This window comes from Kordiimonas laminariae (genome assembly GCF_023008165.1).
GTDB lineage: Bacteria > Pseudomonadota > Alphaproteobacteria > Sphingomonadales > Kordiimonadaceae > Kordiimonas > Kordiimonas laminariae.
This window is the reverse complement of the sequence record NZ_JAKQZA010000005.1, coordinates 324940-351092: the sequence shown is the minus strand read 5'-3', so window position 1 is coordinate 351092 and position 26153 is coordinate 324940. Positions and strand designations below refer to the sequence as shown.

General features: G+C 45.9%; 28 protein-coding genes. 16 read left to right on the top strand and 12 right to left on the bottom strand.

Translation table 11 applies throughout. The annotated features are described in order from the left end of the window. Positions 1-14: 14 nt before the first annotated feature. From gmd to MF542_RS12500, 3 genes are all read right to left on the bottom strand, one after another. Entirely contained in the window at positions 15-1055 is a 1041-nt protein-coding gene (gmd, locus tag MF542_RS12510; protein WP_247019936.1) for a GDP-mannose 4,6-dehydratase, read from the bottom strand. Positions 1056-1185: 130 nt separating this feature from the next. Beyond that, positions 1186-1896, bottom strand: coding sequence for a LytR/AlgR family response regulator transcription factor (locus MF542_RS12505; protein WP_247019934.1), 711 nt, complete (start codon positions 1894-1896; stop codon positions 1186-1188). After that, positions 1897-3669, bottom strand: a complete 1773-nt coding sequence (locus MF542_RS12500; RefSeq protein ID WP_247019932.1) for a histidine kinase — start codon at positions 3667-3669, stop codon at positions 1897-1899. A 170-nt stretch (positions 3670-3839) separates the two neighbouring features. On the opposite strand from MF542_RS12500, the gene MF542_RS12495 reads away from it, so the two are divergent. Continuing rightward, positions 3840-4604, top strand: a complete 765-nt coding sequence (locus MF542_RS12495) for an outer membrane beta-barrel protein (RefSeq protein ID WP_247019930.1) — start codon at positions 3840-3842, stop codon at positions 4602-4604. Between the two features lie 50 nt (positions 4605-4654). Here MF542_RS12495 and MF542_RS12490 read toward each other — a convergent pair whose 3' ends face one another. Beyond that, positions 4655-5083, bottom strand: a complete 429-nt coding sequence (locus MF542_RS12490; RefSeq protein WP_247019928.1) for a MarR family winged helix-turn-helix transcriptional regulator — start codon at positions 5081-5083, stop codon at positions 4655-4657. 207 nt (positions 5084-5290) lie between these two features. Here MF542_RS12490 and MF542_RS12485 point away from each other — a divergent pair, with 207 nt between their 5' ends. Both MF542_RS12485 and MF542_RS12480 read left to right on the top strand, forming a co-directional pair. Next, positions 5291-6007, top strand: a complete 717-nt coding sequence (locus tag MF542_RS12485; RefSeq protein ID WP_247019926.1) for a ParA family protein — start codon at positions 5291-5293, stop codon at positions 6005-6007. A gap of 12 nt (positions 6008-6019) precedes the next feature. After that, positions 6020-6310 (top strand): hypothetical protein, encoded by a 291-nt coding sequence (locus MF542_RS12480; RefSeq protein WP_247019924.1) that lies wholly within the window; start codon positions 6020-6022, stop codon positions 6308-6310. Here MF542_RS12480 and MF542_RS12475 read toward each other — a convergent pair. Then, positions 6307-7419, bottom strand: coding sequence for a tetratricopeptide repeat protein (locus MF542_RS12475; protein ID WP_247019921.1), 1113 nt, complete (start codon positions 7417-7419; stop codon positions 6307-6309). The two genes, MF542_RS12480 and MF542_RS12475, sit on opposite strands and share 4 nt — an antisense overlap. A 138-nt stretch (positions 7420-7557) precedes the next feature. Here MF542_RS12475 and MF542_RS12470 point away from each other — a divergent pair, with 138 nt between their 5' ends. From MF542_RS12470 to MF542_RS12460, 3 genes are all read left to right on the top strand, one after another. Further along, positions 7558-8850 (top strand): SPOR domain-containing protein, encoded by a 1293-nt coding sequence (locus MF542_RS12470; protein WP_247019919.1) that lies wholly within the window; start codon positions 7558-7560, stop codon positions 8848-8850. Between the two features lie 174 nt (positions 8851-9024). After that, complete coding sequence (locus tag MF542_RS12465; RefSeq protein WP_247019917.1) at positions 9025-9432, top strand: Hsp20 family protein; 408 nt, start codon at positions 9025-9027, stop codon at positions 9430-9432. Further along, the gene (locus MF542_RS12460) at positions 9432-9854 is read left to right on the top strand and encodes a secondary thiamine-phosphate synthase enzyme YjbQ (RefSeq protein WP_247019915.1); all 423 of its coding nucleotides are present in this window, start codon (positions 9432-9434) and stop codon (positions 9852-9854) included. Before MF542_RS12465 ends, MF542_RS12460 begins: the two co-directional genes overlap by 1 nt. Here MF542_RS12460 and MF542_RS12455 read toward each other — a convergent pair. Then, on the bottom strand, positions 9851-10837 hold the full coding sequence (locus tag MF542_RS12455; protein ID WP_247019913.1) for a DUF481 domain-containing protein: 987 nt from the start codon (positions 10835-10837) through the stop codon (positions 9851-9853). The genes MF542_RS12460 and MF542_RS12455 overlap by 4 nt on opposite strands. Before the next feature lie 96 nt (positions 10838-10933). Here MF542_RS12455 and MF542_RS12450 point away from each other — a divergent pair, with 96 nt between their 5' ends. Continuing rightward, positions 10934-11899, top strand: coding sequence for an NAD-dependent epimerase/dehydratase family protein (locus MF542_RS12450; RefSeq protein ID WP_247019911.1), 966 nt, complete (start codon positions 10934-10936; stop codon positions 11897-11899). A 110-nt stretch (positions 11900-12009) separates the two neighbouring features. Next, positions 12010-13737, top strand: coding sequence for a hypothetical protein (locus MF542_RS12445; protein WP_247019909.1), 1728 nt, complete (start codon positions 12010-12012; stop codon positions 13735-13737). A 5-nt stretch (positions 13738-13742) separates the two neighbouring features. Here MF542_RS12445 and MF542_RS12440 read toward each other — a convergent pair whose 3' ends face one another. Further along, the gene (locus tag MF542_RS12440) at positions 13743-13898 is read right to left on the bottom strand and encodes a DUF1674 domain-containing protein (RefSeq protein ID WP_247019908.1); all 156 of its coding nucleotides are present in this window, start codon (positions 13896-13898) and stop codon (positions 13743-13745) included. A gap of 22 nt (positions 13899-13920) precedes the next feature. Continuing rightward, positions 13921-14793, bottom strand: coding sequence for a CPBP family intramembrane glutamic endopeptidase (locus MF542_RS12435; RefSeq protein WP_247019906.1), 873 nt, complete (start codon positions 14791-14793; stop codon positions 13921-13923). A 155-nt stretch (positions 14794-14948) separates the two neighbouring features. Here MF542_RS12435 and htpX point away from each other — a divergent pair, with 155 nt between their 5' ends. Further along, positions 14949-15944, top strand: coding sequence for a zinc metalloprotease HtpX (gene htpX, locus MF542_RS12430; protein ID WP_247019904.1), 996 nt, complete (start codon positions 14949-14951; stop codon positions 15942-15944). Here the strand turns inward: htpX and MF542_RS12425 are convergent. Further along, complete coding sequence (locus tag MF542_RS12425) at positions 15941-16930, bottom strand: adenosine kinase (RefSeq protein WP_247019902.1); 990 nt, start codon at positions 16928-16930, stop codon at positions 15941-15943. The genes htpX and MF542_RS12425 overlap by 4 nt on opposite strands. A gap of 137 nt (positions 16931-17067) precedes the next feature. Here MF542_RS12425 and MF542_RS12420 point away from each other — a divergent pair, with 137 nt between their 5' ends. Genes MF542_RS12420 through MF542_RS12405 form a run of 4 tightly spaced genes read left to right on the top strand, consistent with a single transcriptional unit; the run spans position 17068 to position 19099 of the window. Beyond that, positions 17068-17772 carry an EI24 domain-containing protein gene (locus tag MF542_RS12420; RefSeq protein WP_247019901.1) on the top strand — a complete coding sequence of 235 codons (705 nt, stop codon included), beginning with the start codon at positions 17068-17070 and terminating at the stop codon, positions 17770-17772. A 10-nt stretch (positions 17773-17782) separates the two neighbouring features. Continuing rightward, a complete protein-coding gene (locus tag MF542_RS12415; protein WP_247019899.1) occupies positions 17783-18196 on the top strand; it encodes a hypothetical protein in 414 nt (137 codons plus the stop codon). A 30-nt stretch (positions 18197-18226) separates the two neighbouring features. Beyond that, on the top strand, positions 18227-18469 hold the full coding sequence (locus tag MF542_RS12410) for a DUF6460 domain-containing protein (RefSeq protein ID WP_247019897.1): 243 nt from the start codon (positions 18227-18229) through the stop codon (positions 18467-18469). A 3-nt stretch (positions 18470-18472) separates the two neighbouring features. After that, positions 18473-19099: a DUF938 domain-containing protein gene (locus MF542_RS12405; protein WP_247019895.1), complete on the top strand. Its 627-nt coding sequence runs from the start codon at positions 18473-18475 to the stop codon at positions 19097-19099. Positions 19100-19152: 53 nt separating this feature from the next. On the opposite strand, the gene olsB is transcribed toward MF542_RS12405, so the two are convergent. From olsB to MF542_RS12390, 3 genes are all read right to left on the bottom strand, one after another. Next, complete coding sequence (olsB, locus tag MF542_RS12400) at positions 19153-20046, bottom strand: l-ornithine N(alpha)-acyltransferase (protein WP_247019893.1); 894 nt, start codon at positions 20044-20046, stop codon at positions 19153-19155. Positions 20047-20122: 76 nt separating this feature from the next. Continuing rightward, complete coding sequence (locus MF542_RS12395) at positions 20123-21457, bottom strand: AmpG family muropeptide MFS transporter (protein WP_247019891.1); 1335 nt, start codon at positions 21455-21457, stop codon at positions 20123-20125. Further along, positions 21457-22203, bottom strand: coding sequence for a hypothetical protein (locus MF542_RS12390; protein ID WP_247019889.1), 747 nt, complete (start codon positions 22201-22203; stop codon positions 21457-21459). Before MF542_RS12390 ends, MF542_RS12395 begins: the two co-directional genes overlap by 1 nt. Before the next feature lie 105 nt (positions 22204-22308). On the opposite strand from MF542_RS12390, the gene MF542_RS12385 reads away from it, so the two are divergent. The 3 genes from MF542_RS12385 to MF542_RS12375 all read left to right on the top strand — a co-directional run bounded on the left by MF542_RS12385 (position 22309) and on the right by MF542_RS12375 (position 26132). After that, positions 22309-23637, top strand: a complete 1329-nt coding sequence (locus MF542_RS12385) for an RsmB/NOP family class I SAM-dependent RNA methyltransferase (RefSeq protein ID WP_281501664.1) — start codon at positions 22309-22311, stop codon at positions 23635-23637. A gap of 70 nt (positions 23638-23707) precedes the next feature. Beyond that, the gene (gene rpe / locus MF542_RS12380; protein ID WP_247019885.1) at positions 23708-24370 is read left to right on the top strand and encodes a ribulose-phosphate 3-epimerase; all 663 of its coding nucleotides are present in this window, start codon (positions 23708-23710) and stop codon (positions 24368-24370) included. A 22-nt stretch (positions 24371-24392) separates the two neighbouring features. After that, positions 24393-26132: a heparinase II/III family protein gene (locus tag MF542_RS12375; protein ID WP_247019883.1), complete on the top strand. Its 1740-nt coding sequence runs from the start codon at positions 24393-24395 to the stop codon at positions 26130-26132. Positions 26133-26153: the final 21 nt, after the last annotated feature.

Here is a 26153-nt window from a genome sequence, read left to right as displayed (position 1 = left end):
TCAATTTTAATAGATCAATCATTCATGCTTGGCGGAATATCATGCCCAGCATCTACCAAAGTCTTCTCTTTTTGAGCTAGCTCCAGATCATGCTCAACCATCATTGTGACGAGCTGTTTAAAACTTGTTTTAGGCTTCCAATTCAGCATTTTTTCAGCCTTCGCAGGATCGCCTAAAAGAAAGTCAACTTCCGTTGGACGTAAATACCGCGGGTCAAATTCTACATATTTTTCCCAGTCCAGGCCAACTATCGAGAATGCTTCTTCCAGAAATTCACGCACACTGTATGCTTCACCTGTGGCAACAACATAATCATCGGGCTTATCTTGCTGTAACATAAGCCACATTGCTTCTACATAGTCACCAGCAAAACCCCAATCGCGTTTTGCGTCCAAATTCCCAAGGAACAGCTTATCTTGCAACCCCAACTTAATACGGCCTAAAGCACGTGTAATTTTTCGTGTTACAAATGTTTCACCACGGCGTGGGCTTTCGTGGTTAAACAAAATACCATTTGCGACGAACATATCATAAGCTTCACGGTAATTAACGCAGTACCAATATCCCGCCACTTTACCTACAGCGTATGGGCTACGAGGGTAAAATTCTGTTGCCTCAGACTGTGGAGGGTTAGCAGCCCCAAACATTTCGGAACTACCAGCTTGATAAACACGCACTTCCTTGCCGGATTCGTCTATATAATCTCGCACAGCATCCAAAAGTCTAAGTGTACCCGTACCAACGACATCACCTGTATATTCTGGCTGATCAAAACTAACGCGAACGTGGGATTGAGCTCCCAGGTTATATACTTCATCGGGTTTTGCTTTGCCTAGAATGCGCCTTAAACCACTGCTATCGGCAAGGTCTCCATAGTGAAGAAATAAACGCGCATCTTTTTCATGTGGATCTGTATACAGATGATCAATACGGCTGGTGTTAAAACTAGAAGCACGGCGAATAATACCGTGAACTTCATAACCTTTTTCAAGAAGAAACTCAGCAAGATACGATCCGTCCTGCCCAGTAATTCCTGTAATCAAAGCACGCTTCAAACTAAATCCCTAAAATAAATATCAATCTTAAAATAATACTATACTTATAATCACAAAAACAAGATACGCAATGCGTTTAATACTATAGGTTCAATATCCGCCATTTCACTTCTTTGGGTTGTATTATATATCAATCAACTCTCTCCCTAAGTGCGGATAAATAGCTTCTCCCTACAGGTACATGTTCACCACTAAGGCATTGCAGTTCATACTTACTGCCAGGGAAGCTCTTAAGGGCTTGCGTCTCCAGTAAATTCACACCGTGTGATTTGTGAATCCGTTGGAAATTATCTGGGAGCAGCAACATCAGTTGTCCCAAACTTTTCTCATGGAAAAAGTTACTGCCATTTTTCAATATAATCTCACAGTATTTGTCATCTGCTTTAAGGCGCACGATATCTGCCACCTGAATGAGCTGAGTTTTTCCGGCATGTCTTACACCTAGGAATTGGGCTTTCCCTGCACCTGTATGCTTATTCCCCTGACCAGCACCACCCAGTTTTCCTAAAGCCTGTTTCAAACGCTCTTCGGTAAAAGGTTTTGCAACAAAATCCACCACACCATACTCAAACGCTGTTAACGCCTGATCTGTGTTAGCAGAAACAATAATTGTTTGAAAATTACGCGCGACCATACCAGCGAGCAAATCAAACCCGCTCTCCCCACCCAAGTTTAAGTCCAACATCAAAACATCTACTTCATGGTCTGTGAGAAATTCATCCGCATCTGAAACACATTCTACCGTCTCTAGAAGGCGAAGGTCTGGCCCAATGATTTCACGTGTCATTCTGGAAAGCGCCTTGGCCACCATATGTTCATCTTCCACAATCAATATGCGCATCTATTGTCTCTTGGTTTCTAATTTAATCGTGGTTGTCCAATTGCCTGTGTGGCTCATACCATCATCAAAAAGATAGCTCTCACCCCAAACATCTTTCATACGTGCTCGCACATAACTAAGCCCTATCCCACCTGTCGTGACCTTCCTTTTCAACGGCTCACCAGAGGGTGCAATCAGCTCATATTGAAGCCCGCCTTCTGCAAACTGATGCTGTTCTAATCTGAAAGGTCCCACATCCTTCTTAAAACGCGTATGGGTCATGGCATTTTCAATAAGTGTATGAAAAATCGCAGGTGGGACTAGAGCTTCACCATCCTGTACACTGGTCTCAAGCCTGAATTTCACATCTTTTCGGTAACTCATCAGCTCAAGATGAACATTACAAAGCTCTATCTCCCTGAACAAAGGAATAGATTGCTCTCCCGCTATTTCCCGGAGAATTCTAAATTCACTCGCAAGAGCATGGATCATTTTCACCCCAACATCGGGATTTTCACGTATCCATTCAGCAAGTGCTGATAGCGTATTCATTATAAAATGTGGCTGCAGGTGGCTCTTTAAAAGCTCAAGCTCCAATCTTTCAGATAGCAGAGAAATTTCAAAAGCTTCACGACGTTTATGTTCAAAGGCAATGGCCTGCAAAACAAACAACACCACCGAAAGCGCAGACATATAGTAATAATAATAATTGCTCAGATAGATATCTTGCTCGAAGAAAAAGCCTGTGGAAAACAGAAGTAAAACGAGCAACACCAATTTCCCGTACGGATGCTTTTTTCGTGCAGCATACAGAGCGGCTATAATAGCCAGTAAAGTATATAACACCGTACTTAGAAACAGCCCAAACTCTATGGAAAAATCATTAAAAACAACGGGTGTTATTAATAGTAGGGCAGGAAGAATCCATGTATATGCCCAAGGCCTTACAACCGTAATATCTAGGCGGTTTGCTACAAACCGAAACAGAAAAACCCCAGCATAAATACGGCAAACGTACCATAGATAGAGCCATAATATATGATAGGAATACGGGTATGAATATAGGGTAGCAAGAATACCAAGCAGTAACTCCACCCATGCCAATGCAAACATAGGTGCAAGCCATATTTCAGCATCAACCTTTCGCCGGATAAATGCTCCCATAAGGAAAAATACTGCCGCGGTAAAAATACTACCTGTCATCATTAAGAACGGTAGATAGTCCTCGAAGGCAACATGCCCCTTTTCTTCAAGCGGCATTATAATCGCAACAACTTCCAATTCTGGCTTCAGAAAACTCCATTTCTCACCAAAACCATGTGCAGAAAAGCGAACAGAGATTATATTTTTGCCTTCGTGAAGGGCATCAACACGAAGCGGGAAAATACGGTGCACTCTGCCCGGCTGTTCACCTGCACTGGTTTGCGATGGAACACCGTTTGAACCAACCTGCTTACCATTGATATAAATCACTGAGGCAACAGTACTATAAATTGTTATCGCCAGCGGGCGCGGCTGTTCAAGCATCCCTACCGGCACATCTATTTCTGCTCTCAGCCAATTAACCGGTTGGTCAGTATCATAGTCAAAATCGCTAAGGGTAACCCAGTTCCCACTTTGAAAAGGAGCCGCTGAAAACACCCTTTTATCCTCTCGGGAAACCTCAAAATCTCCAAGGACAATTGAAGGGAATTCTTCCTCGCCAGGCATTGAAACACTGCCGTAAGATATCAACATCGCACCAAAGAAAAGCGCAATGAATACAAACTGAAATATAATATGCTTTATTTTCATGAACCGCAAAATATCACGAAACCAGCCTTTGTCGTCGGCTATTTTGAGCAGTTAGCCTATAGGTTTGAGCAGTTGACGTGCTTCTGCTCAAAATAACAATACTCACGCCCTACATGCACCTCGAAACCAATAACAGGCAATAACATGCCGTAACTAAAGCGAGGTATATTATGAAATACGCAACTTTACTAAACAGTCTATCAACTGCCACCCTGATCTTTGGGGCATTATCCTTAATGCCTACCGCACATGCCGATGATGCGCCCAAGCTTTCCTATACTTTCATCGAAGGTGGCTATCTAACCACCAGAAATGGCTTAAGTGGTTCGGTGCAAGATGGTGATACAGCAATTAATTTTATATCTGCAGACACTGATGGTTTTTTCGGTCGCCTCTCTTACCAATTTGGTGACAACATGTATGTTTGGGGTGATTTCTCTCAAAACAAATATGAACTGGCAGCATCTACCCAAACAGGTGATGTATTTACAAATGCCTTCTACAGCCTAAAACCCCGTCAGTACATGGGTGGCTTGGGTATCTTCCACGAGCTTGATGATAACTTCCACCTGTTTGCAGAGGGAGGTATTGCCGTTACCGATTTCAGTCTCAAGCTAGCAGGGGTCAACACTGGCCCTACTGGTGATTTACTGAATGTTGTTAATTTAGCATCATCCAATACAGAAATTCATGGCACCGCAAAAGCTGGTTTGCGTTATATGTCGGAATTTGGTCTGGAACTTAATCTTGCAGGTTCGTGGACTGGAAATAGTCGCATCAAAGCCAATGATGCAGGAAATGATTTCCGTATAGCAGATGAATATGCGGGTGAAGCAGGGCTTAGATATCATTTCAATGATAAAATATCGCTTGGCGCTTCGTATCGCAGAACATCGGAAAATACATTTCTAGGTTCTGTTCGGTTCAGCTTTTAATCTCGCTTAACTGAGCCGACATGGCCTCATTCTTTATTGAGTGAGGCCTTTTATTCCTGGAATTCACCAAGTAGGAACAGTTTTGATTTCAATTCTGAAAGGTTGATTTCAAGTTGTGCCTCAAGCTGCTTATCCACGTCACCCATCAATGCATAGGCCTCTTCTACAAGTTCTAGCCCTTCAGGTGTTGCAAAAATCCAGATCTGCTTCTTATTCGACTTATCCGGCACACGGTTAACTAGCTTGTCGCGTTCCATCCTGTTCAGCAAATTAGAAACCGAAGGACGACTAATACCAAGCACATTGGCTATTTCACTAGGCGTGCATAATTTACGGTCTTTTAAAATACCAAGGGCATAGGCCTGTACCGGCCGCAAACCAAGTGGTTTCAAGCATTTTGTGTATAGCTCGCTAACCAATCGGTGGCTTTCCGCTAAGCGAAACGCCAATTGGTTCGAAAATGTTTCAACATAATCCACGGTAAAAAACCTGTCCCCATCAGTACGCAAAAACAAGATGCATACTTTTGAAAATTTTACAAAATACTTTCGTAAATTTTCCCGAAGTTTTTACTGATTTTTACATTAATTAATCACTATTTACGAGAAATTTGCTCGCATAAATTAATCTATCTTTGAAGGTTTTCCGGGATGCTTGATTCTATATTTCAGGCACCGGAGAGCATCATGAGAACGATTGCTATTACCTCCCAGAAAGGTGGATCAGGCAAAACCACCTTAACGGGACATCTGGCGGTAGCGGCTGAACAGGAAGGTTTCGGCCCTGTCGCTTTAATTGACACAGACCCCCAAGGAAGCTTGAGCGACTGGTGGAACGCGAGAGAGGCAGAGACACCACTCTTTGCTAAAGCAAGCCTCTCTTCGCTGGCAGATGATCTGCAGGCTCTAAAGGAAGCAGGTGTTAAACTTGTTTTCATTGATACACCACCAGCTATCACTCGCGCCAATCAGACTGTGATTGCAAAAGCTGATCTGGTCGTCATCCCAACGCGCCCCAGTCCGCATGATTTGCGAGCGGTTGGTGCAACGATTGACCTCGTCGAAGAAGCGCAGAAGCCCATGCTGTTTGCCATCAACGGTGCAACGATGCGCGCCAAGCTAACCGGCGAAGCGGCAATTGCACTATCACAACACGGAACAGTGGCTCCCGATATCCTTCACAATCGGCAAGAATTTGCAGCCAGCATGATTGATGGCAGAACAGTTATAGAAACCAATGCGAACGGGAAATCTGCCAAGGAAGTTTTAGGGCTTTGGCAATATATTGAAGCGCGCCTCAAAAAGCTGCCCGTAAAAGCCAGTTTTAAAACCACCAATCATCACCGTATGAATGGATTTGGTAAGAAACCCGCCAGCTATGGTGAACAACCTGCTGCGCTCTAAAGGAGAATAGTTATGACAACCGCCTCCCTGAGCGCAAACCTATTAGTTCGAAAAGGAAGAGCTGTTCCATCTGGACAAAATGTCGAACCGCTTTTTCAAAATATTGACCTGAAGGTACAGCAAACCGAGCCCGTAAAAAGGCCTATCCGCAAATCACTGCGCGTAACAGAACGAGATAATAAACGCTTACGAATTTTGGCGGCGCGCCTCGGCGTTTCACAGCAAAAAATTATGGAAACAGCACTACTAAAAATGCTGAATGAAGCGTCAGATCCGAATGGATGTATCTGCGGTACCCCTTAAGGGATACCAGGCAGATCATCATCATCTTTTTGTGGGGCTTTGGCAAAACAGTCATGCCCCGCACGTTTCATAGCCACGCACTTTGTAACCGCGCTTTGAAGTGATGTTACAGGACCAAAAACCAACCTATACAGCCCAGGCCGATTTGGGGATTCAACAATATCGGAATGCAAATTGCCTACTTCCTGCTGCAAAGTGGAACTGACAATAGACCTTAAGCGTTTTACCTCAAGCTCCGACATGGCAAAACCCACTTCCAGATGCCAGACCTCATCCCAATCTTCTGGTTTGGGAGCCGCTTTACCTTCTTGATTTGCAGTAACATCTGTTTCTTTTTCCTGCACAGCTTCCTCAGCAGGTGCCGGTTCAGCCGCAACCGTTTCCTTGGCTGTCGCTTCCCGGTCTAATATTTCTGCGGCCGTTAACGCATTATCAGCGCGTTTCTTTCTCGTATCAGCGCTATCCACAACAGGTAGCAGGTGAGGCGCAAGTGCTTCTTCATCAAACCCTAATTCTTCAAGACGCTCCGCATAACGCTGCCCCACATCTTTCGCTTTACGCTCTAGAAGCACGGACATAGTGCCAAGGCTATCACCTGCTTCTAAATAGCCATCACGGCTGGCACGCCAGACAAGGCCATATCCTCTAATGGGGTCCTGCTCAAAGCCAGCCTCTCCATTCCAATATATCATCCCCATCATATAGAGAGCTTCAGGCACCCCCTTCATAGCCTCGCTTTGCCAGAGAGAAACAGCTTCAGCGACTTCGGAATCTGTACCGCCACCTTCAAAAAACAGGATATTTGCAAGCTTCAGTGCTGCCTCTTCATGACCGAGCTGAGAAGAAAGTCGATAAAACATTGTTGCCACAGGGATGTTTTTTTCTGTTCCCACCCCGATACGGCGTACTTCAGCCAGATGATAATAAGCAAGCGCATTACCTGTCATGGCGAGGCTTTCAAGCATGGCCACACCGCCTTTGATATCGCCACCACGCATCATCTCAAGTGCATCTTCCACACTTTGCATATCAACAGATGTTTGGAGCATATCATCTTCTGATATCGCACCGAATAAAATTGCAGCAGCTAGGAGTGTGGATTTTATCATTTCAGCCTCTGTTTTTGCGCTATCTCAAATTTTAGCAAAATGCCTGTAAAAATCAAAAAACTACTTAAAGCTTCTTTCACACCCTGTGATTAGAGTGAGAAACTGACAAAACAGGCAACTACCCTTGGAAAGAGGGCAATGAAAATTATCAGGCGTACATTCCCAATTATAGCTGGGCCAGCTATTCTTTTACTCGCAGCATGCAGTACCCCGCAAGCAACGACAACGCAAGGCTCATCCCAGCCCATTCCTGCGAACACTTCTCAGCAACCGTTAGGGCATCTTTTTACAATGGCCCAAAACATGGCCACAAACGGAGACCATAGCGCTGCAATTCCATTATACAGGCAGCTTATCAACATGCCAAATGGAAGGATGGCTGAACAAGCTCTTGCTAAAAGCTTAATAGCGACAGGCGCCTATTCTGAAGCAGAGAAAATTCTTTTAGCAAGAGAACAACAAGGTTTAGCTGATTGGGAAACACATCATCTATTAGGGAAATTATATCTTTCTAACGGGCAATTTGAAAAAGCACTTTCGAACTTTGAAACAGCTTTCAGATTAAACCCTACAAACGCGCAGATTCGCTCCGGGCAAGCTATAACATTTGCGGCTCTTGGCAATATCCCAACAGCGCTTGCAACATTCGGCACAGAGGCTGACCCGTTACTTCTCTCCAACAAGGCATTGGTTCTTGCAGCTTCAGATAACCCAGATGCAGCCATTACAATCCTTGAAGCCTTGGTTCGTGCGGATCAGGCAAACCCCAGGGTGCGTCAAAACCTTGCCCTTAGTTACTTGCTTAAAGGTGAAGAAGCTAAAGCATACCAAATGGCACGTTTGGATCTTGATCCGGTTACTCTGGACGATACGTTCGCTTTCTACCGGTCACTAAAATCTCTTACGCCCATGAGGCGTATGCAAGCACTGGTAACAGGCATTGTTCATCAGGAAACCGATACCGATGAACAAGCGAATTTAATACTAACTGATTCTGAATCACACCAAACTGCCAGCAAACGCATCGTGGAGGAACCAGAACCTGAGCCAGTTCCTGAACCAGTATCCGAACCCGCTAAAGATTATGAGCTCACGGAGGTACCACCACTTGTAGAACCTGAGGGCTGGGCACTTCAAATTGGCGCTTACCGCAACATCGAACGCCTTATGCGGGGCTGGACCATCCTTTACCGCAAAAACAGTGATATTCTGGAAGGTATTCCGCCACGTCGTTCTGAAATAGACTTCGGTGAAAATGTGAAAGACGGCACACCAAAAGGTTTTTACTTCCGCTTAAATGCTGGTCCACTGAAATCCCTCAGGCACGCGAGAGAAATCTGTAAAGAACTGATGGAACGCGGCACCGAATGCTGGATCAGGCCACCAGAGGAAACAGAAGGAAAGCTGCCTTCCCAGAATTCAGAAGAATAACTCTCACCCAAAACAGCATAAAACAGGTAAAATTTAATGTTTTGCCTGTTCTCCCCTTGAACAGATTGATATAATTCCAACCTATGGAAAGGTGCCCATAAGGGGCCTTTAAGATTGGTTTTGCGGCGTTGTCAGATTTGAAGCACCGCACTATTCGCTCGCCAGGGGAATGATATGTCTCGTATGTCCGTATTTAACAGCCCGTTTCTTGTGGGCTTTGATCAGCTTGAGCAGGTATTTGATAAAGTGTCCAAAAACGCTGGCGAAGGCTACCCTCCTTATAATATTGAACAGCTCAATGACTGCACTATGCGGATTTCACTCGCGGTCGCAGGCTTTTCAAGAAGTGATCTCAATATCGCGGTTGAAGGCAACCAATTGATTATCCACGGCAAACAGCAAGATGATAGTGATACCAAAACCTACCTCCACAGAGGTATTGCAGCACGCCAGTTTGTACGTAAATTTGTGCTGGCAGACGGCATGGAAGTGGAAGATGCACACATGGAAAATGGGCTTCTTCACATTGATCTAGTAAAACCAGAACCTCAGGAAATTAGCCGCGAGATTAAAATCCGCTAATGCTGGATCAGGCACAAACCGAACTTAGCTTCCATACGAATGGGTGTGGACTCTATGAGATTTCCAGAAGTGTAAATGATTGGCTGCGTACCACAGGTTTAAAGAACGGCCTGCTTACAGTTTTTATCAAACACACTAGTGCATCACTTACGATTCAAGAAAATGCTGACCCTGATGTTTGCCTGGATTTAACTGACGCTTTAGAACGCCTCGCTCCAAGCGATCCCCGCTTATACAGGCATATCGCAGAAGGACCAGATGATATGCCAGCACATATCAAAGCGGCACTTACTGATGTTTCACTTTCCATTCCCGTAAACAATGGCCGAATGACACTCGGTACATGGCAGGGCCTTTATATTGCTGAGCATAGACGCGCCCCACACACACGCTATGTAACTTTACATCTAATAGGCAGTTAAAAACCGTACACCAGAGTTGCTCGGGTGGTCGTATCCCATGCAGAGGTAGTATCAGGCGCATTTGAATCGTATTTCACTTCCACTGAAAGCCGGGCTGCTAAGTGTGAATTCAACTTTGCATTAAACTGTGCCAGGTTTTCAAAGGTGGTGGATTCTGAGGCAAAAATAACCGAGCTTTTATCCTTCAAAGTTAAATCACCACTCAGCTTCACATCATAAGTGGTTGAAAGACGCCCCAGATATTCAGATTCTGTCACACCAGTTTCTTTCAATTTGCTGAAACGCACCCCCGGCCCACCTTCAAAACGCAACTTCTGCTTGCCCGTATCAAACACATCAACACCGGCACCGATATTCTCCACAACTCGGTAATCAAAGCCTGAAAAACGATCTAGTTCCAATTCTGTATAATTAAGAAGAAAACCCTTTTTCCATGCTCGCCACAGCGTTTCATATTTGGCTACAAATCGCTGCCTAGTGGTTGTGCCTGCATTTCTGGCATAATCGAACCCTAAATCAAGAGCGTGTTCCCAAGCCTCACCAAACTTGCGCTTGAACGTTAGCCCGGTGGTAACCGATTTCTCGTTGGTATCACCTGTACTGCTGCCAGCACCCAATTGAATTTTGGCATTCCAAAGCTCCGGATCAACATAATAGACAAAACCTCGCGCCTTTGAAGCTGCTTCAGCAGCTGCCTCTGCCTGTTCAGCTTTATCTATTTCTTCCAGAAAATCCTCGTGAAGCCAATAAGGCTTAACTCCCTCTGCTGCCTCAAGGATATCCATGCGTTTATCTGGCCATGTTTCCAGTGCCATGCCCAGAATAGCATCGAAACTTACGCGATTATTAGTATCTGCAGCCTTCTGGAGCATTTCGGTTACACCTTTTGGTGTTTCCGCCCAAAGTGGAGTTGACAAAAATATCATAGCTGAGAAGATCACTGCATATGCACAGCTTGTATGGCCAAATAGTCTCATAGGCATCAAATCCTGCTAAACGGATTATATAGGGATTATTAATTCCTCTACCCTCAGACAATTGGAAATACAAGTTCTGAACTTGGGGAATGGGGAATTTTTATGCCAACAGCATTTGTTACAGGTGCAACTGGTTTTCTGGGGCGTCATCTCATCAATGTATTACGCGAGCAAGGTTGGGAAATTACCGCAATGGTAAGGAACCCGGCAATTGCTAAAGACATGATTGGCGAGGGTGTGACCTTTGTGGAAGGAGATCTGACACGTCCCGAGCAGGTGCACAAAGTCATGCCCCAACAACTGGACTGTGTGTTCCATACTGCCGCTAATACAAGTACATGGTGCGCGGAAGAAGACCTTCAGTATGAAGTGAATGTGGAAGGTACACGAACAATCCTTCAAGCGATTCTGGACCGTGAAGTAAAACGCATGGTGCATGTCTCTTCAATTTCCACGTTCGGGCATCATGATGTGACTATCACAGAAGAGACCCCTCGCCTTGGTGCTGAAAGCTGGATCAGTTATGTACGGACCAAATCCTATGCTGAACGAAAGGTGAAAGAAGCCTGTGACCGTGGTTTAGATGCAGTAATCGTGAATCCCACCCACATTATTGGGGAATATGACAGCCACAACTGGGCACGGCTTATTCTTAAGATGGCAAATGGTGAACTGCCAGGTACACCGCCGGGAGCTGGTAATTTTGCAAATGGTCGTGCTGTTGCGGAAGCTACGGTTACCGCCTTTCACAAGGGGAAAACAGCAGAGAATTATATCCTTGGCGGTCCTCAAGCCAGCTATTATGAATTCCTGTCTGTCGCAGCTGATATACTTGGTATCAAAGGTCCCAGAAAACCAATGCCAGCCTTTATTTTAAAAACTCTGGCTTTCCTTCTAAGCTTTTCAAAAAGCCGCCCTATGGTTACCCTTGAAGAGGCAAGTTTCTCCTGCGATGTCGCTAACGCTTCAAGTGCAAAAGCTACAGCAGAGTTAGGGTTTCAGGAAATTGAGCTTAAGCAATCTATTCAAGAATCCATCGCTTTTCTGAGAGCCGAAAAACTATTATGATAATTTTCTAAAATTTTTACCAAATACTTAGATTGTGCACTTATAGTTTAGCTTTCAAACATTGGAATTATAGCTTTTTTATTAATACTACTTCCGCAGGAGATTAAACTGTGAGCGGAGACATGCTCGTCCATTATGAAATTCAGGGCCGCCAAGGCGCCAGTTGGACAATTCTTCAAATATGCGATGACAGAGAAACCGCCACTCAGCTTGGTGAAAAACTATGGGGTGCGGGAAAACGCTTCACAGGCCTCAGAGTTCTTAAAGAAAGCTATAATAAATCCACACAGGAATTTAAATCTGTAGAGATATTTGCTCGAGGTAGAGCTGGCAAAAAATCCAAATATGATCAGACAGGGCAAATCACCCCCTGTCTATCGCCTGATGATCTCTATAGTGCAGATGGCAGGCGCTCCATCTGGCTATTGATGAGCACCACTCTTAGCGATTGGCGCATAACACCATCAGAGTTACTCCATAGTCTGGAACACTATAATAAGCTCTATAATACAGGCACTTTACTTCAAGATGCTGTACAGCGAACCGCCGTTTCATTTGATGTGGAGAATGAAAGCATCCAAGAACGCATGCGCAAACTCTATAAGGTTATAGATGCTTGCGTTGATATCATGAAGTCCACTCAGGCAAATGTTCCTACGCTAGAACTAGGAAGACTGAAACCCATAATCTCAACGCTTGAAGATGCCTCAAATAAAAACTTCCTTCTAACCTGTTCCCTTGTTGAGTATTTAAGGCCTGCCGTTACACCAAGTGATAAATTTGGCCGCGTCTCGGTATTCCTATCCAACACACGCCCCAAATGGGTAACCGAAATACTAGATCAATTACTTGCAGAACTGTTGCTTCATAATTCGGTTATTGATGAAATCCTTGGCAGTTATGAAGACCGGGCTGATATGTTATTAGATATAACGCATCTGGCATCCGGTAACCTTGATATCGCTAACACAGAAAATAGAAGCCGGAAATTTTCAAACGAAGCCAAACGTTTAAGCGGCTTTATCAAAGAAGGTATGTTGCCTCTCACATCTCATGCTCTTATTGATCGCCTCAAAAAAGAGATTTCTTCTTCTCAAGCTCTATCCAGCCAAGGCTTAGTACATCAGGTAGGGTGCCTTAGAGAACTGAAACGCACAGTTTATACTTTACTGGACAACCCCCACACTCTTGACACGCTGAGAGAAGAACTCAACTCAAGAGCTTCACGGCTCATCAATAGTCATTCCATTGCTGAATTAATCGCCAGCACAGATAACCCTATCAAACAGATTGAATCCTTGCTGGACCTGGAAACGGCAGCCATCGGTCAATCAAACAAATTAACAATAGCCAATTGCATTATGCCTATTCTTTCCAGGCCAGATTATGAAACGATCTTTATGGGATTAGACGGTTCTGGCATCAGCAGAATGGGCGACCTAGTAAACTTGCAAAAAAAGGTACTTGTGGCCGAGCTCACAGAAATGCATCGTCGACAGATATCAGAAAAGCTGGATAGTTTCTGTAAAATTATTCTGGATAACACCCAGCTTCTTCAGAAACTTCATCGATTAAATATCAGCCTGCAAGACAAAAGCATTAAAATTCTTCAACTTATGGGGGATGGCTACTTCACTGACGGGGACTGTTTAATGCGTGCTGAACAGCAAGTACGCACCTATATGCGCCAAGCAGGGTTCACAGAAGGGTTGATAAGTGGCCTTGGTAGAGAAGAAGCTGAAAACAGGCTGATACTGTTTAAATCTCTCCTCGCAAAAGCAGGTATAAAACGGCTAGATCCCGAAGATCAGGTTAACCTTGATTCTGATAGTGGTTAAATACCTTAGAAATCAGAAATAATACCACCGTGTTCCCAATCACCATAACGTGTCGGTTCTAATCCCTCACGGCCACCGATTTCCTTAGGTGCCTCACCTTCTTTTTTTTCCACCTGTTCTGAGGTTTTTTCAACTGGCTTTTTATTCTCTTTTTCGGTCATGCCCTAATACTCACATAAGGAGTTATTGCGCTTCTTTCCGCGCACGATACCAAAAGCCAAGACCAAAGGCGAGTACCACATATGGCAGGATGAAGCCAAACTCACCTGTATAGCGCCAACTCTCTTCATACTTAAGTGTCATTGGGTCAAGAACTGAAAGAATAAAGGCATTGTGCGCTGCGTGTAAAAGGCTTGCCGCCCAGATACTACGAGACCGCAGGTAAACGTATGTAAGAATGAAGGATACACCAATCGTCATCACGGTATAATTAAGAACCTGCAGCTCAATATCCTGAGGGCCAGCATTATATTTAGTGTAAAGAAGGATTGGCAGATGCCATAAAGCCCATACCAAACCAACGATTAATGAAGTTATTGGGAAAGAAAACTTCTGTAACAAAAGCGGTGTTAAAAACCCGCGCCAGCCAATTTCTTCGCCAATAACAGCGCCTAACCGCCATACGAGACCAACAACGGCAAACATTAAAAATGCAATGATAATCACCGCTGTATCAGACCAGCCGGACAGCCCTAAAAAAGCTCCAACTTCATTGATAAATTGGGGGTCAACAACCGCACCAAAACCACCAAGCCAGATAATGCCGTAGGCGACCAGCCCATATACAATTGGAATTAAGTAAGCCGTCCATGCCCAACGAGTAGGTCCTAGCCCCCACCCAAGGGAGCGAATGTTAATGTCTCGAATTTTACATGTAGCAAAAGCAGCAAGCGCAGGAGACCACATAAAAGTAGCCATGAAGTGCCGCTTAATACCAAGTTCAATCAGCATGTAATAACCGACTGAAGCAAACAATCCAGTTAACACAACAAACGTAAGCGCGGTTGAAACTACTTTATCATTAGATACTAATTCTTCATGCCTGATCAAAGACATACCAAATCCTTATCCCCCACAAAACCCAGCCCTGATTTTGCAAACATTTTGCGGCAAATCAATACAAACTAAAGATCGCCTTGAACCTTGTGGCCAAAATGCCCAAATATTTTATAAGACACCATAAAAATGCGACAACCCGCAGGACATTTGAGATGAGTACCGCCAGAACTGGCTTATTAATGGCCGTCATGACCGGCCTTTTTGTTACAATCGGCACTTTGCTTGGAGGCCAAACCGGTATGGTTATAGCCTTCATGATAGCCGTTGCCATGAATCTGTTCGCTTACTGGAATAGTGACAAGATGGTACTCAGAATGCACGGCGCACAACAGGTTGACCGCAATAGTGCACCTGAACTTGTTAGTATGGTGGAAGAATTATCTATACGTGCAAACCTACCAATGCCCGCTGTTTATATCATTGACAGCGCGCAGCCGAATGCCTTTGCGACAGGACGAAATCCTGAAAATGCTGCTGTGGCTGCCACTACTGGCCTGCTTCGCATGCTTAACCGTCAGGAAATTGAAGGGGTAATGGCGCATGAACTGGCACATGTAAAAAACCGGGATACGCTTACAATGACCATTACGGCAACACTCGCTGGTGCCATTTCTATGTTGGCTCAATTCTCTATGTTCTTTGGAGATAACCGTAATAACCCACTTGGGGTCCTTGGTACCATTCTTATCATGCTTCTTACACCACTGGCAGCCGGAATGGTCCAAATGGCAATTTCCCGCACCCGTGAATATGAAGCAGACAGAATAGGCGGCGAAATCAGCGGCAATCCGATAGCGCTTGCCAATGCCTTAAGAAAACTCCACCGCGGTGCACGAACAACAGCAAATCAACGGGCTGAAGAAAATCCAGCAACAGCTCATATGTTCATTGTAAACCCACTGAAAGGGTCTTCAATCGATAGCCTGTTTTCCACCCATCCAAATATGGAAAACCGGATCACAAAACTTGAAGCGCAAGCAAGGAACATGGGACATCGGCCAGCCACTCAAGCTCGTTCTATGTCAGAGCCAAAACCTCAAAACACTTGGGCAGACACCATCAAAAAGAATACCCCTCGCTCTAAAGCAAGAGGCAGCGTTCCTAATTCAGGAAACAGTTCTAGTCGCCCCAAAAACCCTTGGGGCTAAAGACCCAGTTTTTCTTGTGCAAGTTTCTTAAGTTCCACTTCAGGGCGTGCTCCCAAGTGAGAAATCACTTCCGCGGCTGCTAGACCTCCAAGGCGTGCACTTTCGGTTAGCGTTTTGCCACTTGTGTAACCATGAAGGAAGCCTGACGCATACAAATCGCCTGCACCTGTTGTATCTTCAACGGTTGTTGGCTCGGCAGGCACTTCAATAATTTCATCAGGGGTCACAACAACCGATCCCAAAGCACCGCGCGTAAGAGCGGCGACTTTCACATGGGGACGAACTTTGGCTACAGCTTCATCAAAATTATCAACTTCATAAAGCGACATAATCTCTGCTTCATTGGCAAACAGGATATCCACTTTATTTTCTACAAGCTCAACAAACTCTGAGCGGAAACGGTCTACACAAAAGCTATCTGAAAGAGAGAGTGAAATCTCAGTACCGTGCTTAGAGGCATATTCATAGCCCTTTAGTACAGATGCTTTCATAGAAGGTGTGTCCCAAAGATACCCTTCAACATAAATAACATCAGAGGATGCAACATCTTCTTCTACCACATCTTCAGGGGTAAGCTGGGTACATGCTCCAAGATATGTGCTCATAGTACGCTGCGCATCAGGCGAAACAAGGATCATACTGGTAGCGGTTGGCGCACCTTCTGTTGCAGGCTTTGTGGCAAAGTCTACCCCAATTGCTTTAATATCATGAGCAAATACTGTTCCTAATTGGTCATCATGCACTTTGCCAACATAAGCCGCACTGGCACCAAAAGACGCAATCCCCGCAGCTGTATTACCTGCTGATCCACCAGAACGTTCCACCGCAGGCGGCATATCATCATAAATGCGTGCAGATGTTTCTGCATCAACAAGCATCATCGATCCTTTGATACGCTCATGCTTTTCCAGAAAAGTGTCTTCAACGCGCGCGATGATATCTACAATCGCATTACCCATGCAGATAACCTGATATTTAGAAGCCACAACATTCCCTTTCAGCTTTAATCACTATTTCCTGCACCATAGAAAACACAAGCGGGATTGCAAGAACTCTCTGTTCTTCCTATGTATAGGAAAACCGCGTCATAAGCGGACAAAAACCATATGCGAGGATACCAACCATGATCGGCACAGCGATAAACAGAACATGGCAACAGTTGCTGCACCCCAAATTCAGGAGTGTATTTTTAACCTCCGTAGCAGCTGCCCTAATCACCCTTATTGGCCTAACCTTTGTACTTTCATACTATTGGCCTGAAACCTTTGTTTTTGGCTGGGACTGGATCGATGAACTGGGCGAATCTATTGCTGCGGCAGGCTTTTGGGCTGTTGTATCAGTAGGATCATATCTCCTGTTCCCGGGGATTGTAACAATGGTGATGGGTGTATTGATTGATAAAATCGCCACTGCCGTCGAGGAAGAATACTACCCCAACCGAATAGGCACCCGAGAGGTACCAATAACAGATGTAGTGATCAGCGCAGGCAAGCTGACCCTGATTATGCTTGTGGTGAACTTACTAGCACTTGTGCCTTATATTATCCTCTTTTTCATGACAGCTAGTGCTGGGGCCTTCGCGCTCTTCATTGCCATCAACGGCTTCCTTCTTGGCAGGGAATATTATGAAATGGTTGCTATGCGTCATATGGACAGAAAAATGATGAACCGTTTCCGTATGGAATACGGCAGCAAAATCTTTATGGTTGGTGCGATGATGGCTGCTATGTTCGCGGTACCATTTTTGAATATTCTGGCACCTATCATTGGCGCTGCTGTGATGACCCACGTTTTCCATCATCTTATTGCACAGCGTCGTGCTGCATAAGGAATTAAATATGCGTTCAGTTCTTTCTCTGTCTCTCCTTATACTGCTGTCAGCGTGTATGGGCGGCACCGAAGAACCACCACAGGTACAAACACCTGTAGTGGCAGAACCTGAACCAACACCCGTAGAAAACATCGAAGTTGTTCTGCCCGATGCACAGCTAATTCAAGGACACACTCCAAGAGATGTTCAAGCAGCTCTTGGAGAACCAAGCCTCGTGCGCCGCGACGGCAATGTGCAAGTTATGCTGTTTGAACAACCTTCCTGCGTTCTTGAAGTTATCTTCTTTGAAAAAAACGCTGATGATCATTTCAGGGCAACAGACATTAATGCCCGTTCCCTACGTGGGGAAACACTGGAAGCAGACGCATGCCTTGCTAGTCTGCTCGGAGATGGTGTTTCACTTGATCTGCCTAGCCCATAAGGGTACATCTTCTGAAGTAAGGAGAGCATGATGGCCAATTTAAAACTGGATCTACCTACCATTATCAAACTAGCGGTATGGAGCCTTATTGTTGGTGGTATCCTCTATTGGCTTGAATGGAGCCCCGGCCAGATTTACGGCTTTATCATTGATAAGTTTGCAGGCATCTGGGACTGGATGGTTGGTTCAGGCCTTCAGTATATGCTCTTAGGCGCCACAATTGTTGTTCCTGTTTTTATCATCAGTCGCCTTCGTGCAGGCAGAAAGAATTAGAAAGTGGCATCGCTTTTTAATCCTGCAGAAGAAAACGATGCTCGGCTGCATGCACCTGCAACTGCGCGCAACCGAGATGTTATTTTAGATGTTCTTAAAGAACACCTTCCACTAGCAGGTACCTTTTATGAAATCGCCGCAGGTTCAGGCGAACATGCCCTCTATTTCTCAACAGCTTTTCCTGATGTGATCTGGCATCCAACAGATATTGATGAAAGCCACCTTAACAGCATCAACGCATGGCGGGCTCATTCAGGAACCCAGAACCTTCAAGAGGCCCTATATTTTAATGTGCTGGAAAACCAATTCCCTGACAAAACAGATGCTATTTTAGCCATCAATCTAATCCACATTGCACCGTGGCGCGTGGCTGAGATACTCATTGAAAAAGCCGGCAATGCTCTAAAGACTGGCGGTACATTATTTCTCTATGGCCCTTACCAACAAAATGGTGCCCATACTTCCGACAGTAACGCAGATTTTGATATCTCGCTTAAAAGCCGTAACCCTGAGTGGGGTATCAGGCACATGGAAGAGGTCACATCACTTGCTATAAAGAATGGCTTTGATGCTCCAGCCGTTATTCCAATGCCTGCCAATAATTTCTCACTGGTTTTCAAGCGCAAATAAAAAGCGCCACCAAAGGCAGCGCCTAAACTTAGATGAATGTATAAAGCTTACTCTTACTGAACGACTGCTGTTGCTTTATCCGTATCGTTCGCTTCTTCCTTAAGGTCATAGTGCTTAGAGTAACGCTTGGCGATTTTTTCAACTGGTAACAGGATGAAAACATCTGTTGTACCAAACTGCTCATCTACCACTGCACCATCACCAATAAAGCAACCAATACGTAGGTAACCTTTCACAAGCGGCGGCAATGCACGGCGCGCACGGCGAACATCAAGTTCATCAGCTGAAATGTTGTTCATTTCAACATGCATGCTATCAAGCGCCTTCACCTTGAAATCTTCCGGCACAACATGGTTGTGGTAAAGATAAGAGAAAGCCTCTTTAAACTCAGCCGGGTCAATGCCTTCAAAGCTTGCACAGCCAAACATATATGCAATGTTATGGTCTTTAAGGTATTCGGCAATACCTTTCCAAAGCATGTTGATAGTGCTTGTGGCACGGTAATCTTTGTGAACACAGCTACGACCAAGCTCAAGAAGCTGGCGGCCTGCACCCATCTGCTCTTTGAAACTGTCAGTCATCAGTGGTGACAGATCAAATTCACCAGCAGAATAAAAACCACGGTGTGCTTCAGCTACTTCCTGACGCAGAAGACGATATGTACCCACGATCTGTTTCGATTTTGGTTTGTCATGGTCAATCACCAGAAGGTGGTCACACACAACATCATAATCATCAATATCACGCTTGGTTACCCGCATCTTCCAATCAGGCTTGGCATGCATTTCTTCATAGAAGATTTTGTAACGCAGCTTCTGCGCAGCTTTAATTTCCTTGAAAGAACGAGCAAGGCGCACTTCAAGGCTCCCCTGACGAACATAAGAGGGAGCACCTGCCATAGCCTGGGCAGCAGCAACACTTGGGCGTATACGAGCGTATTTCTTCATAAGGCAATCCTATTAGCCGCGCTTCAAGTCAAACCTATTACATAGATTTGACCGGAATATTACATCACATGTCTTACTAAATGTTCACTTTTTCAAGATCATGTGTGTTTTTAAGCCCCGCGATATCCTTTTTCATCAGGATATACAAGAGAATTAATCCCGGGATAGCAAGTAGCGTTGCATAAACAAAAAACTCAACCCATCCTACAGATTCAGCCACAAAACCGCTAGGAGCCCCAAGAACTGTACGAGCTTGATTCGCAAGTGAAGACAAGAGCGCATATTGGGTTGCAGTGAAATTGGCATTACAGAGGCTTGCCATATAAGCAATGATTACAGTGGTACCGAGGCCTGTTGCAAAATTCTCCATCCCAATCACCACGGCCAAACGCCACTGCTCTGTTTCGCCAACAGAAAGCCACGCAAAACCCAGGTTCGTAAGCATCATTAAAATACCTGATAGGAATAGCGCTTTATACATACCAATCTGTTTGTAAAGCGCAGCTCCCAGACCAACACCTACCATCAACGTGATAAAGCCTACTGTTTTGTTGGCATATGCAACAGCAGTAAGCGAAAACTCCATATCCCTGATCAGTGGCGCTGTCATAATACTCGCCACCGCATCACCCGCTTTAAAGAACAGAATAAACAACAGAACTAAAAGCCAGTTGTCTCGCTTTGAGAATTCCTTGAACGGAAGAATAACCGCTTCTCGGAAACGTGCTGCAAACAGAGACTTTGGAGCGCGCTGAGCTTCTGCTTCCATAAACTCATCATCCGCGCGACTATGAGTTGGTTCACCAAGCCACAGTACCGCGAGCGTACCCGGCAGTAATAAGAGCGGCAGCAAGCTAATCGCCAGCCCCCAACCAATTTGATCTGCAATCAGCAGCACACCAACACCAGCTATGAAGTTGGCTGTACGGTACCCAAAAACATAAGAAGCTGCGCTATGCCCTTGGTCTTCATCACCAAGAATTTCAATCCGGTAAGCATCAATCACGATATCCTGGCTGGCGGAAAGAAACGCAATTGCGCAGGTAAATACCGCCACTTCAAAAAGCTGATCGGCTGGATTTAAAACTGAAATCGCAAGCAAACAGGCCGCCATAAGCCCTTGGATAAACAGCAGCCACCCCCGGCGCTGGCCGAATATCTTGGTAATTGGCCCCAGAGGCAACCGATCAATAGCTGGAGACCACAAGAATTTCCATGTGTAAAAACTGGTCGCAAGCGCGAACAAACCCACGTCTGCTTTGCTGACATCATTATAAGAAAGCCAGAAGCCCATAAGGGAAATTACAAATGTGAGCGGAAAACCACTGGCCATACCAAGCCCGAACGTACCAACAACCCGTTTGTCACCGTAAGGCTTAAGGCCTCTTAAAATACCGCCCACTTTTCCCATTAAACGCTCGCTTCCACTGCCTGAATATATTCCGCTGTTACTGTAATCCAAAGCCCTGCAGCTTTGGCAACAAGAGTTCCATCGGCACTATAAACCACTGTACCGCACATACGCTTCCTGCCTTTTGGTTTAGTTGGATCACCCATATCCCAACCAATGATCTTGGCCTGGCCTTCAGCTTTAAGCGGCGCAAGGATTTCAGCATGCAAGCGCCCTAGAAGCGCGGGTTCACCTGGCGCACAGCTATAGTATCCCGGGCAATCAAGCGCTGACCACAGGTATTCTGGCTTTATAAAGCCGCTTTCGTCTGCAAGTTCATCACCCAAATCCCAATAAGCCCCAACCAGACCTGGTGTTTCATTAAGACGTTTGCTGTGAATACACATACCATCACCCTTGGTGCGGTCTTCGCCACACACAAAACACCGCCCAAATGGTTTGAATTCGCCCGGTGCGTCAGGTGCTTCATAAGGGTTGATACCCAATTCAAATTGAGGTGGAAGCGCAGGCACATCAAGTTCAAGTGGTTTTTCTATCGCCGTGCCCAAAAGCTTGTCACCAAGTTTAAGCTCAGCTTTGCCTTCCACAGCGATCAGCTCAAGTTCTTTATCGAGAGGCGGCGGCGCATGGAGAGATGCTTCCACAGCACCCGTAAGCGCATTTGCCAGCATGCCACTTGCGTATCCGCCATTGGCGGATGATGGAGGGCCATTGAATCGAGACTTAATATAAATTGACTGCTGCACGTTATATTCTCCCCCGCGCATAATATTTCCCTTGTTTAAAGGGGATTTAGGCTATGATGCAAGTAACTGCTTTCAATCCACATCAGTTTATGGTCAAAGACCCGCATGACAAGCTCTGAGAATAAAAAACACAATAGAACCTTAAGCGCACGGGAAACTGCTGTGCGCACCTTTATGGCAGTTACGCTGAAAAAGCGGCCATTTGATGTTGCCCTTGATGATATGGCATCGAAGGCAAACCTTGATGCACGTGACCGAGCTTTTGTGCTGAACCTATTGATGTTGAGCTTAAGGCGGTACGGCAGCCTGAGAGCGCTTCTTGGTTCACTCCTTTCGAGCAGTCTTCCAAAAAACGCCACATGGACAGAAGCCGCACTTATAACCGGCCTTACGCAAATCCTTCTGATGCGCACTGCAGATCATGCGGCAGTGAATGAAACAGTTACACTGATCAAAAATCTGCCCGGTAAGGAAAGAGGCTTTTCAGGTCTTGTGAACGCAATCCTTAGGCGCGCCGTGCGAGAACAGGAAAAGCTTCTAACAAAGCTGAACAGCACGCCGGAAAAAGACCTGCCCAAATGGCTTTTTGATAGCTGGAGCAAAGCTTACGGTAAAAAAACTGCTGTAGGTATCGCCGAAGCATTACGGAATACACCGCCGCTGGATATTTCCCTAAAACCTGGGGAAGACAAACAGGCCTGGGCTGAAAAGCTTGAGGCAGAAATTCTACCAACTGGCAGCTTACGGCGCACCATCAGCGACGTAACAGCCCTAGAGGGTTACGGTGCAGGCACTTGGTGGGTGCAGGATATGGCAGCAGCTATCCCGGTAAAACTACTTGGTGATATCAGCGGCAAACACGTCCTTGACCTCTGTGCTGCACCGGGCGGTAAAACCATGCAGGTAGCGGCAGCTGGCGCACGAGTAACCAGTGTGGACCGTTCAAAGAATCGCCTTAAAAGACTCGATGCTAATTTGAGTCGTACCGGCCTTAAAGCTGAAGTACATGCCGCAGATGCTTCCACTTTCACGCCGGACACACCTGTAGATCATATCCTTCTTGATGCGCCGTGCAGCGCCACTGGCACCCTGCGCCGTAATCCAGATGTGATCTGGACCAAGGCCCCCGAGGATGTTGCCAAGCTGGCAGCACTCCAGAGCCGTATCCTTGATCATGCCTTCGAGATGCTACCTGTCGGCGGCACTATGGTTTACTGCGTATGTTCTATTGAAGAAAGTGAAGGCAAAGGGCAGATTGCTCAATTCCTTGAACGAACCAAACAAGCTGAGCGTACGGCAATTACAAAAGATGAGCTTGGCGGTTTGAACGAGTTAATTACCCCTGATGGCGACCTTTTATGCTTGCCCTCAATTATGGCAGATAAAGGCGGTATGGATGGTTTTTATGCAGCACGTATAAGAAAGCTGAAATAACCGCTAAAATATTGATCTCTTGGCCGCTCAATCCCTTGCGGGATGCGGCATGAACTGATATGGAAGCCCCATGCAGAAACCAATCAGAATCGCACCATCCATCCTGTCCGCTGATTTTGCGAAACTGGGTGAAGAAGTTAGAGCAATCGATGCCGCTGGCGCCGATTACATCCATATTGATGTTATGGATGGCCACTTTGTGCCGAACATTACTATCGGACCCGATGTTGTAAAAGCACTTCGCCCACATAGCGACAAAGTGTTTGATGTGCATCTGATGATCGAACCTGTTGACCCATATATTGAAGCTTTTGCAAAAGCTGGTGCTGATATTATCACCGCTCATGTAGAAGCAGGGGCCCATACCCACAGAACACTTCAAGCGATCAAAGCACAGGGGGTGAAAGCCGGTATTTCACTAAACCCTTCTACCCCAGAGACCACTATTGATTATCTCTATGAAGAGCTTGATCTGATCCTGGTTATGTCTGTGAACCCGGGCTTCGGCGGTCAGTCTTTCATTACAAGCCAACTACGTAAGCTCGAAGCTATCCGCAAACGTATTGATCAGCTTGGGCTGGATATTGACCTACAGGTTGATGGCGGCGTAAACCGAGAAACAGCTCGTCAGGTTATAAGCGCTGGGGCCGATGTACTAGTTGCAGGGAGCGCTACCTTTAAAGGCGGGCCTGATATGTATGCAGAAAACATTCGCACTATCCGAGGCGAATAAGAATTAGGGGGAAGAGGTACGAATGAACGCGGCCGACAAAATCGCTGGTTTTGCCGCAAGCGCACCTCTTTCGCGCAGCACTTTAAGACGCGCGCCCTCTCAGGGTTTTCTCTCAAAACTCTTCAAGAAAATGGGTCGTTCTATTCGTGAATGGGGTTACGGCAACAGCCTGTACGAACAGCGCCTTAAAGGTCGCCATCCCGTTCAACTCCTTGGTAGTCCTGATGACCCAGCACCGGGCAACGCTATGCTCGCATCCGCTATTTATGGCGGCGATCTTCTGCATGACGGTGAAAAGCACAAACTGCATGAAGCTTTCTGGCTACAGATTGATGATACAGCCAGTAAAGCCTACCGGGACTACGCACATAGCTTCCACTGGTTGCAGGATCTTGCTCAGTCTGGCGACCAGACGAAAGCCCGCGATGCTGCAGAAACTATCCTCAGCTGGTGGGTCCCAGTAGGCGAACAGTGGGACAAAGACATCTGGTCCGCTGAAATTCTAGCCCGCCGATTGATTAACTGGCTCGCCCACGCTCCTCTTATTATGTCATCTCTTGATCTGGTGTACCGCTCAAAAGTACTCCATTCGATGGCTCGTCAGACCCGCCACTTGATGCGTACATGCGGAGATGTAGAACCGGGCCTTCCAGAGATTTATACGGCAACCGCCTTAACACTTGCGGGGCTTCTCCTTCCGGGTGGCGAGGGTTGGCGTGCAAAAGGTGTTCGTACCCTTGAAGCCAAAATCAAAGCATTCATTTTACCAGATGGTGGAACGATAAGCCATAATCCGGCTGACGCTATCCGCTGTATGCAACTGCTAATTCTTGTTCGTGGCGCTTATATTGATACCGATAATGATCTGCCATCATGGGTTCAGATCACGCTCGACAGGCTAGCGCCTTATGTACGTGCCATGCGCCATGCGGATGGTAGTTTCGCTCAGATCGGTGGTGTTTCTGCCGAAGGTAGTTTTGGGGTAGATTCAATCCTCCTCGCCAGTGAGGCTAAAGGCAAAGCTATTGAAAATGCCACTCATTCTGGCATTCAGCGCATCGGTATGAACGGTAGTATGCTGATTATGGATTGTAGCCCGCCGCCTTCGCAACAACTATCCTCAAAAGCACACGCAAGTACTGGCTCTTTTGAATTTTCTGTCGGGCAAGACCGTTTGATCGTAAACATGGGGCCCGCAAAACTCGATGGCCCACTCGCAGAACTCGGTGCAATGGCACGCTCAACAGCGGCTCATTCCTCGCTTATTATTTCAGATACCAATAACAGCCGCATTATGGATGACGGCACCATCGGCAAAGGTGTAAGTGAAACTCTTACAATAAGAGAAAGCACAGAAGACAGCACCACGGCTAAACTAACCCATGATGGGTATGTAAAACGGTTTGGCGTAAAACATGAGCGGTCTGTAACACTCACAAAAAACGGCAAACAGCTAAATGGTGTAGACAGACTTTTTGGTCCAAAGTTAAAAAAAATACGTGGCGCCTCAATCGCTATCAGGTTCCATCTGCACCCATCCGTTGAAGCACTTAAAGCGCCAGATGGCCGCATCACGCTTGAAAGCAAAAATGGCCGGGTGTGGATTTTTGATGTGGATGAAGGCACAGCCGAGATTGAGGAAAGCCTCTATCTCAAAAAGCCGGACAGCCCAGCAAATTCCCGGCAAATCGTTGTACGGGTTCCTGTTAAGGAAAAAACAACGCCCATCTGTAGATGGGTATTTAGTGAAATGGATACATAGCTCGCAGCTTGGGAGCGGGTT

What these genes read in the sequence shown, in the direction of transcription:
- MF542_RS12415 (WP_247019899.1), top strand. Translation starts at nt 17,783, where the DNA reads ATGCGTTCAGTTCTTTCTCTGTCTCTCCTTATACTGCTGTCAGCGTGT.
- MF542_RS12465 (WP_247019917.1), top strand. Translation starts at nt 9,025, where the DNA reads ATGTCTCGTATGTCCGTATTTAACAGCCCGTTTCTTGTGGGCTTTGAT.
- MF542_RS12435 (WP_247019906.1), bottom strand. Translation starts at nt 14,793, where the DNA reads ATGTCTTTGATCAGGCATGAAGAATTAGTATCTAATGATAAAGTAGTT.
- MF542_RS12460 (WP_247019915.1), top strand. Translation starts at nt 9,432, where the DNA reads ATGCTGGATCAGGCACAAACCGAACTTAGCTTCCATACGAATGGGTGT.
- MF542_RS12505 (WP_247019934.1), bottom strand. Translation starts at nt 1,896, where the DNA reads ATGCGCATATTGATTGTGGAAGATGAACATATGGTGGCCAAGGCGCTT.
- MF542_RS12420 (WP_247019901.1), top strand. Translation starts at nt 17,068, where the DNA reads ATGATCGGCACAGCGATAAACAGAACATGGCAACAGTTGCTGCACCCC.
- MF542_RS12455 (WP_247019913.1), bottom strand. Translation starts at nt 10,837, where the DNA reads ATGCCTATGAGACTATTTGGCCATACAAGCTGTGCATATGCAGTGATC.
- olsB (WP_247019893.1), bottom strand. Translation starts at nt 20,046, where the DNA reads ATGAAGAAATACGCTCGTATACGCCCAAGTGTTGCTGCTGCCCAGGCT.
- MF542_RS12395 (WP_247019891.1), bottom strand. Translation starts at nt 21,457, where the DNA reads ATGGGAAAAGTGGGCGGTATTTTAAGAGGCCTTAAGCCTTACGGTGAC.
- rpe (WP_247019885.1), top strand. Translation starts at nt 23,708, where the DNA reads ATGCAGAAACCAATCAGAATCGCACCATCCATCCTGTCCGCTGATTTT.
- MF542_RS12410 (WP_247019897.1), top strand. Translation starts at nt 18,227, where the DNA reads ATGGCCAATTTAAAACTGGATCTACCTACCATTATCAAACTAGCGGTA.
- MF542_RS12375 (WP_247019883.1), top strand. Translation starts at nt 24,393, where the DNA reads ATGAACGCGGCCGACAAAATCGCTGGTTTTGCCGCAAGCGCACCTCTT.
- MF542_RS12385 (WP_281501664.1), top strand. Translation starts at nt 22,309, where the DNA reads ATGACAAGCTCTGAGAATAAAAAACACAATAGAACCTTAAGCGCACGG.
- MF542_RS12440 (WP_247019908.1), bottom strand. Translation starts at nt 13,898, where the DNA reads ATGACCGAAAAAGAGAATAAAAAGCCAGTTGAAAAAACCTCAGAACAG.
- MF542_RS12450 (WP_247019911.1), top strand. Translation starts at nt 10,934, where the DNA reads ATGCCAACAGCATTTGTTACAGGTGCAACTGGTTTTCTGGGGCGTCAT.
- MF542_RS12480 (WP_247019924.1), top strand. Translation starts at nt 6,020, where the DNA reads ATGACAACCGCCTCCCTGAGCGCAAACCTATTAGTTCGAAAAGGAAGA.
- MF542_RS12470 (WP_247019919.1), top strand. Translation starts at nt 7,558, where the DNA reads ATGAAAATTATCAGGCGTACATTCCCAATTATAGCTGGGCCAGCTATT.
- htpX (WP_247019904.1), top strand. Translation starts at nt 14,949, where the DNA reads ATGAGTACCGCCAGAACTGGCTTATTAATGGCCGTCATGACCGGCCTT.
- MF542_RS12485 (WP_247019926.1), top strand. Translation starts at nt 5,291, where the DNA reads ATGAGAACGATTGCTATTACCTCCCAGAAAGGTGGATCAGGCAAAACC.
- MF542_RS12475 (WP_247019921.1), bottom strand. Translation starts at nt 7,419, where the DNA reads ATGATAAAATCCACACTCCTAGCTGCTGCAATTTTATTCGGTGCGATA.
- MF542_RS12500 (WP_247019932.1), bottom strand. Translation starts at nt 3,669, where the DNA reads ATGAAAATAAAGCATATTATATTTCAGTTTGTATTCATTGCGCTTTTC.
- MF542_RS12495 (WP_247019930.1), top strand. Translation starts at nt 3,840, where the DNA reads ATGAAATACGCAACTTTACTAAACAGTCTATCAACTGCCACCCTGATC.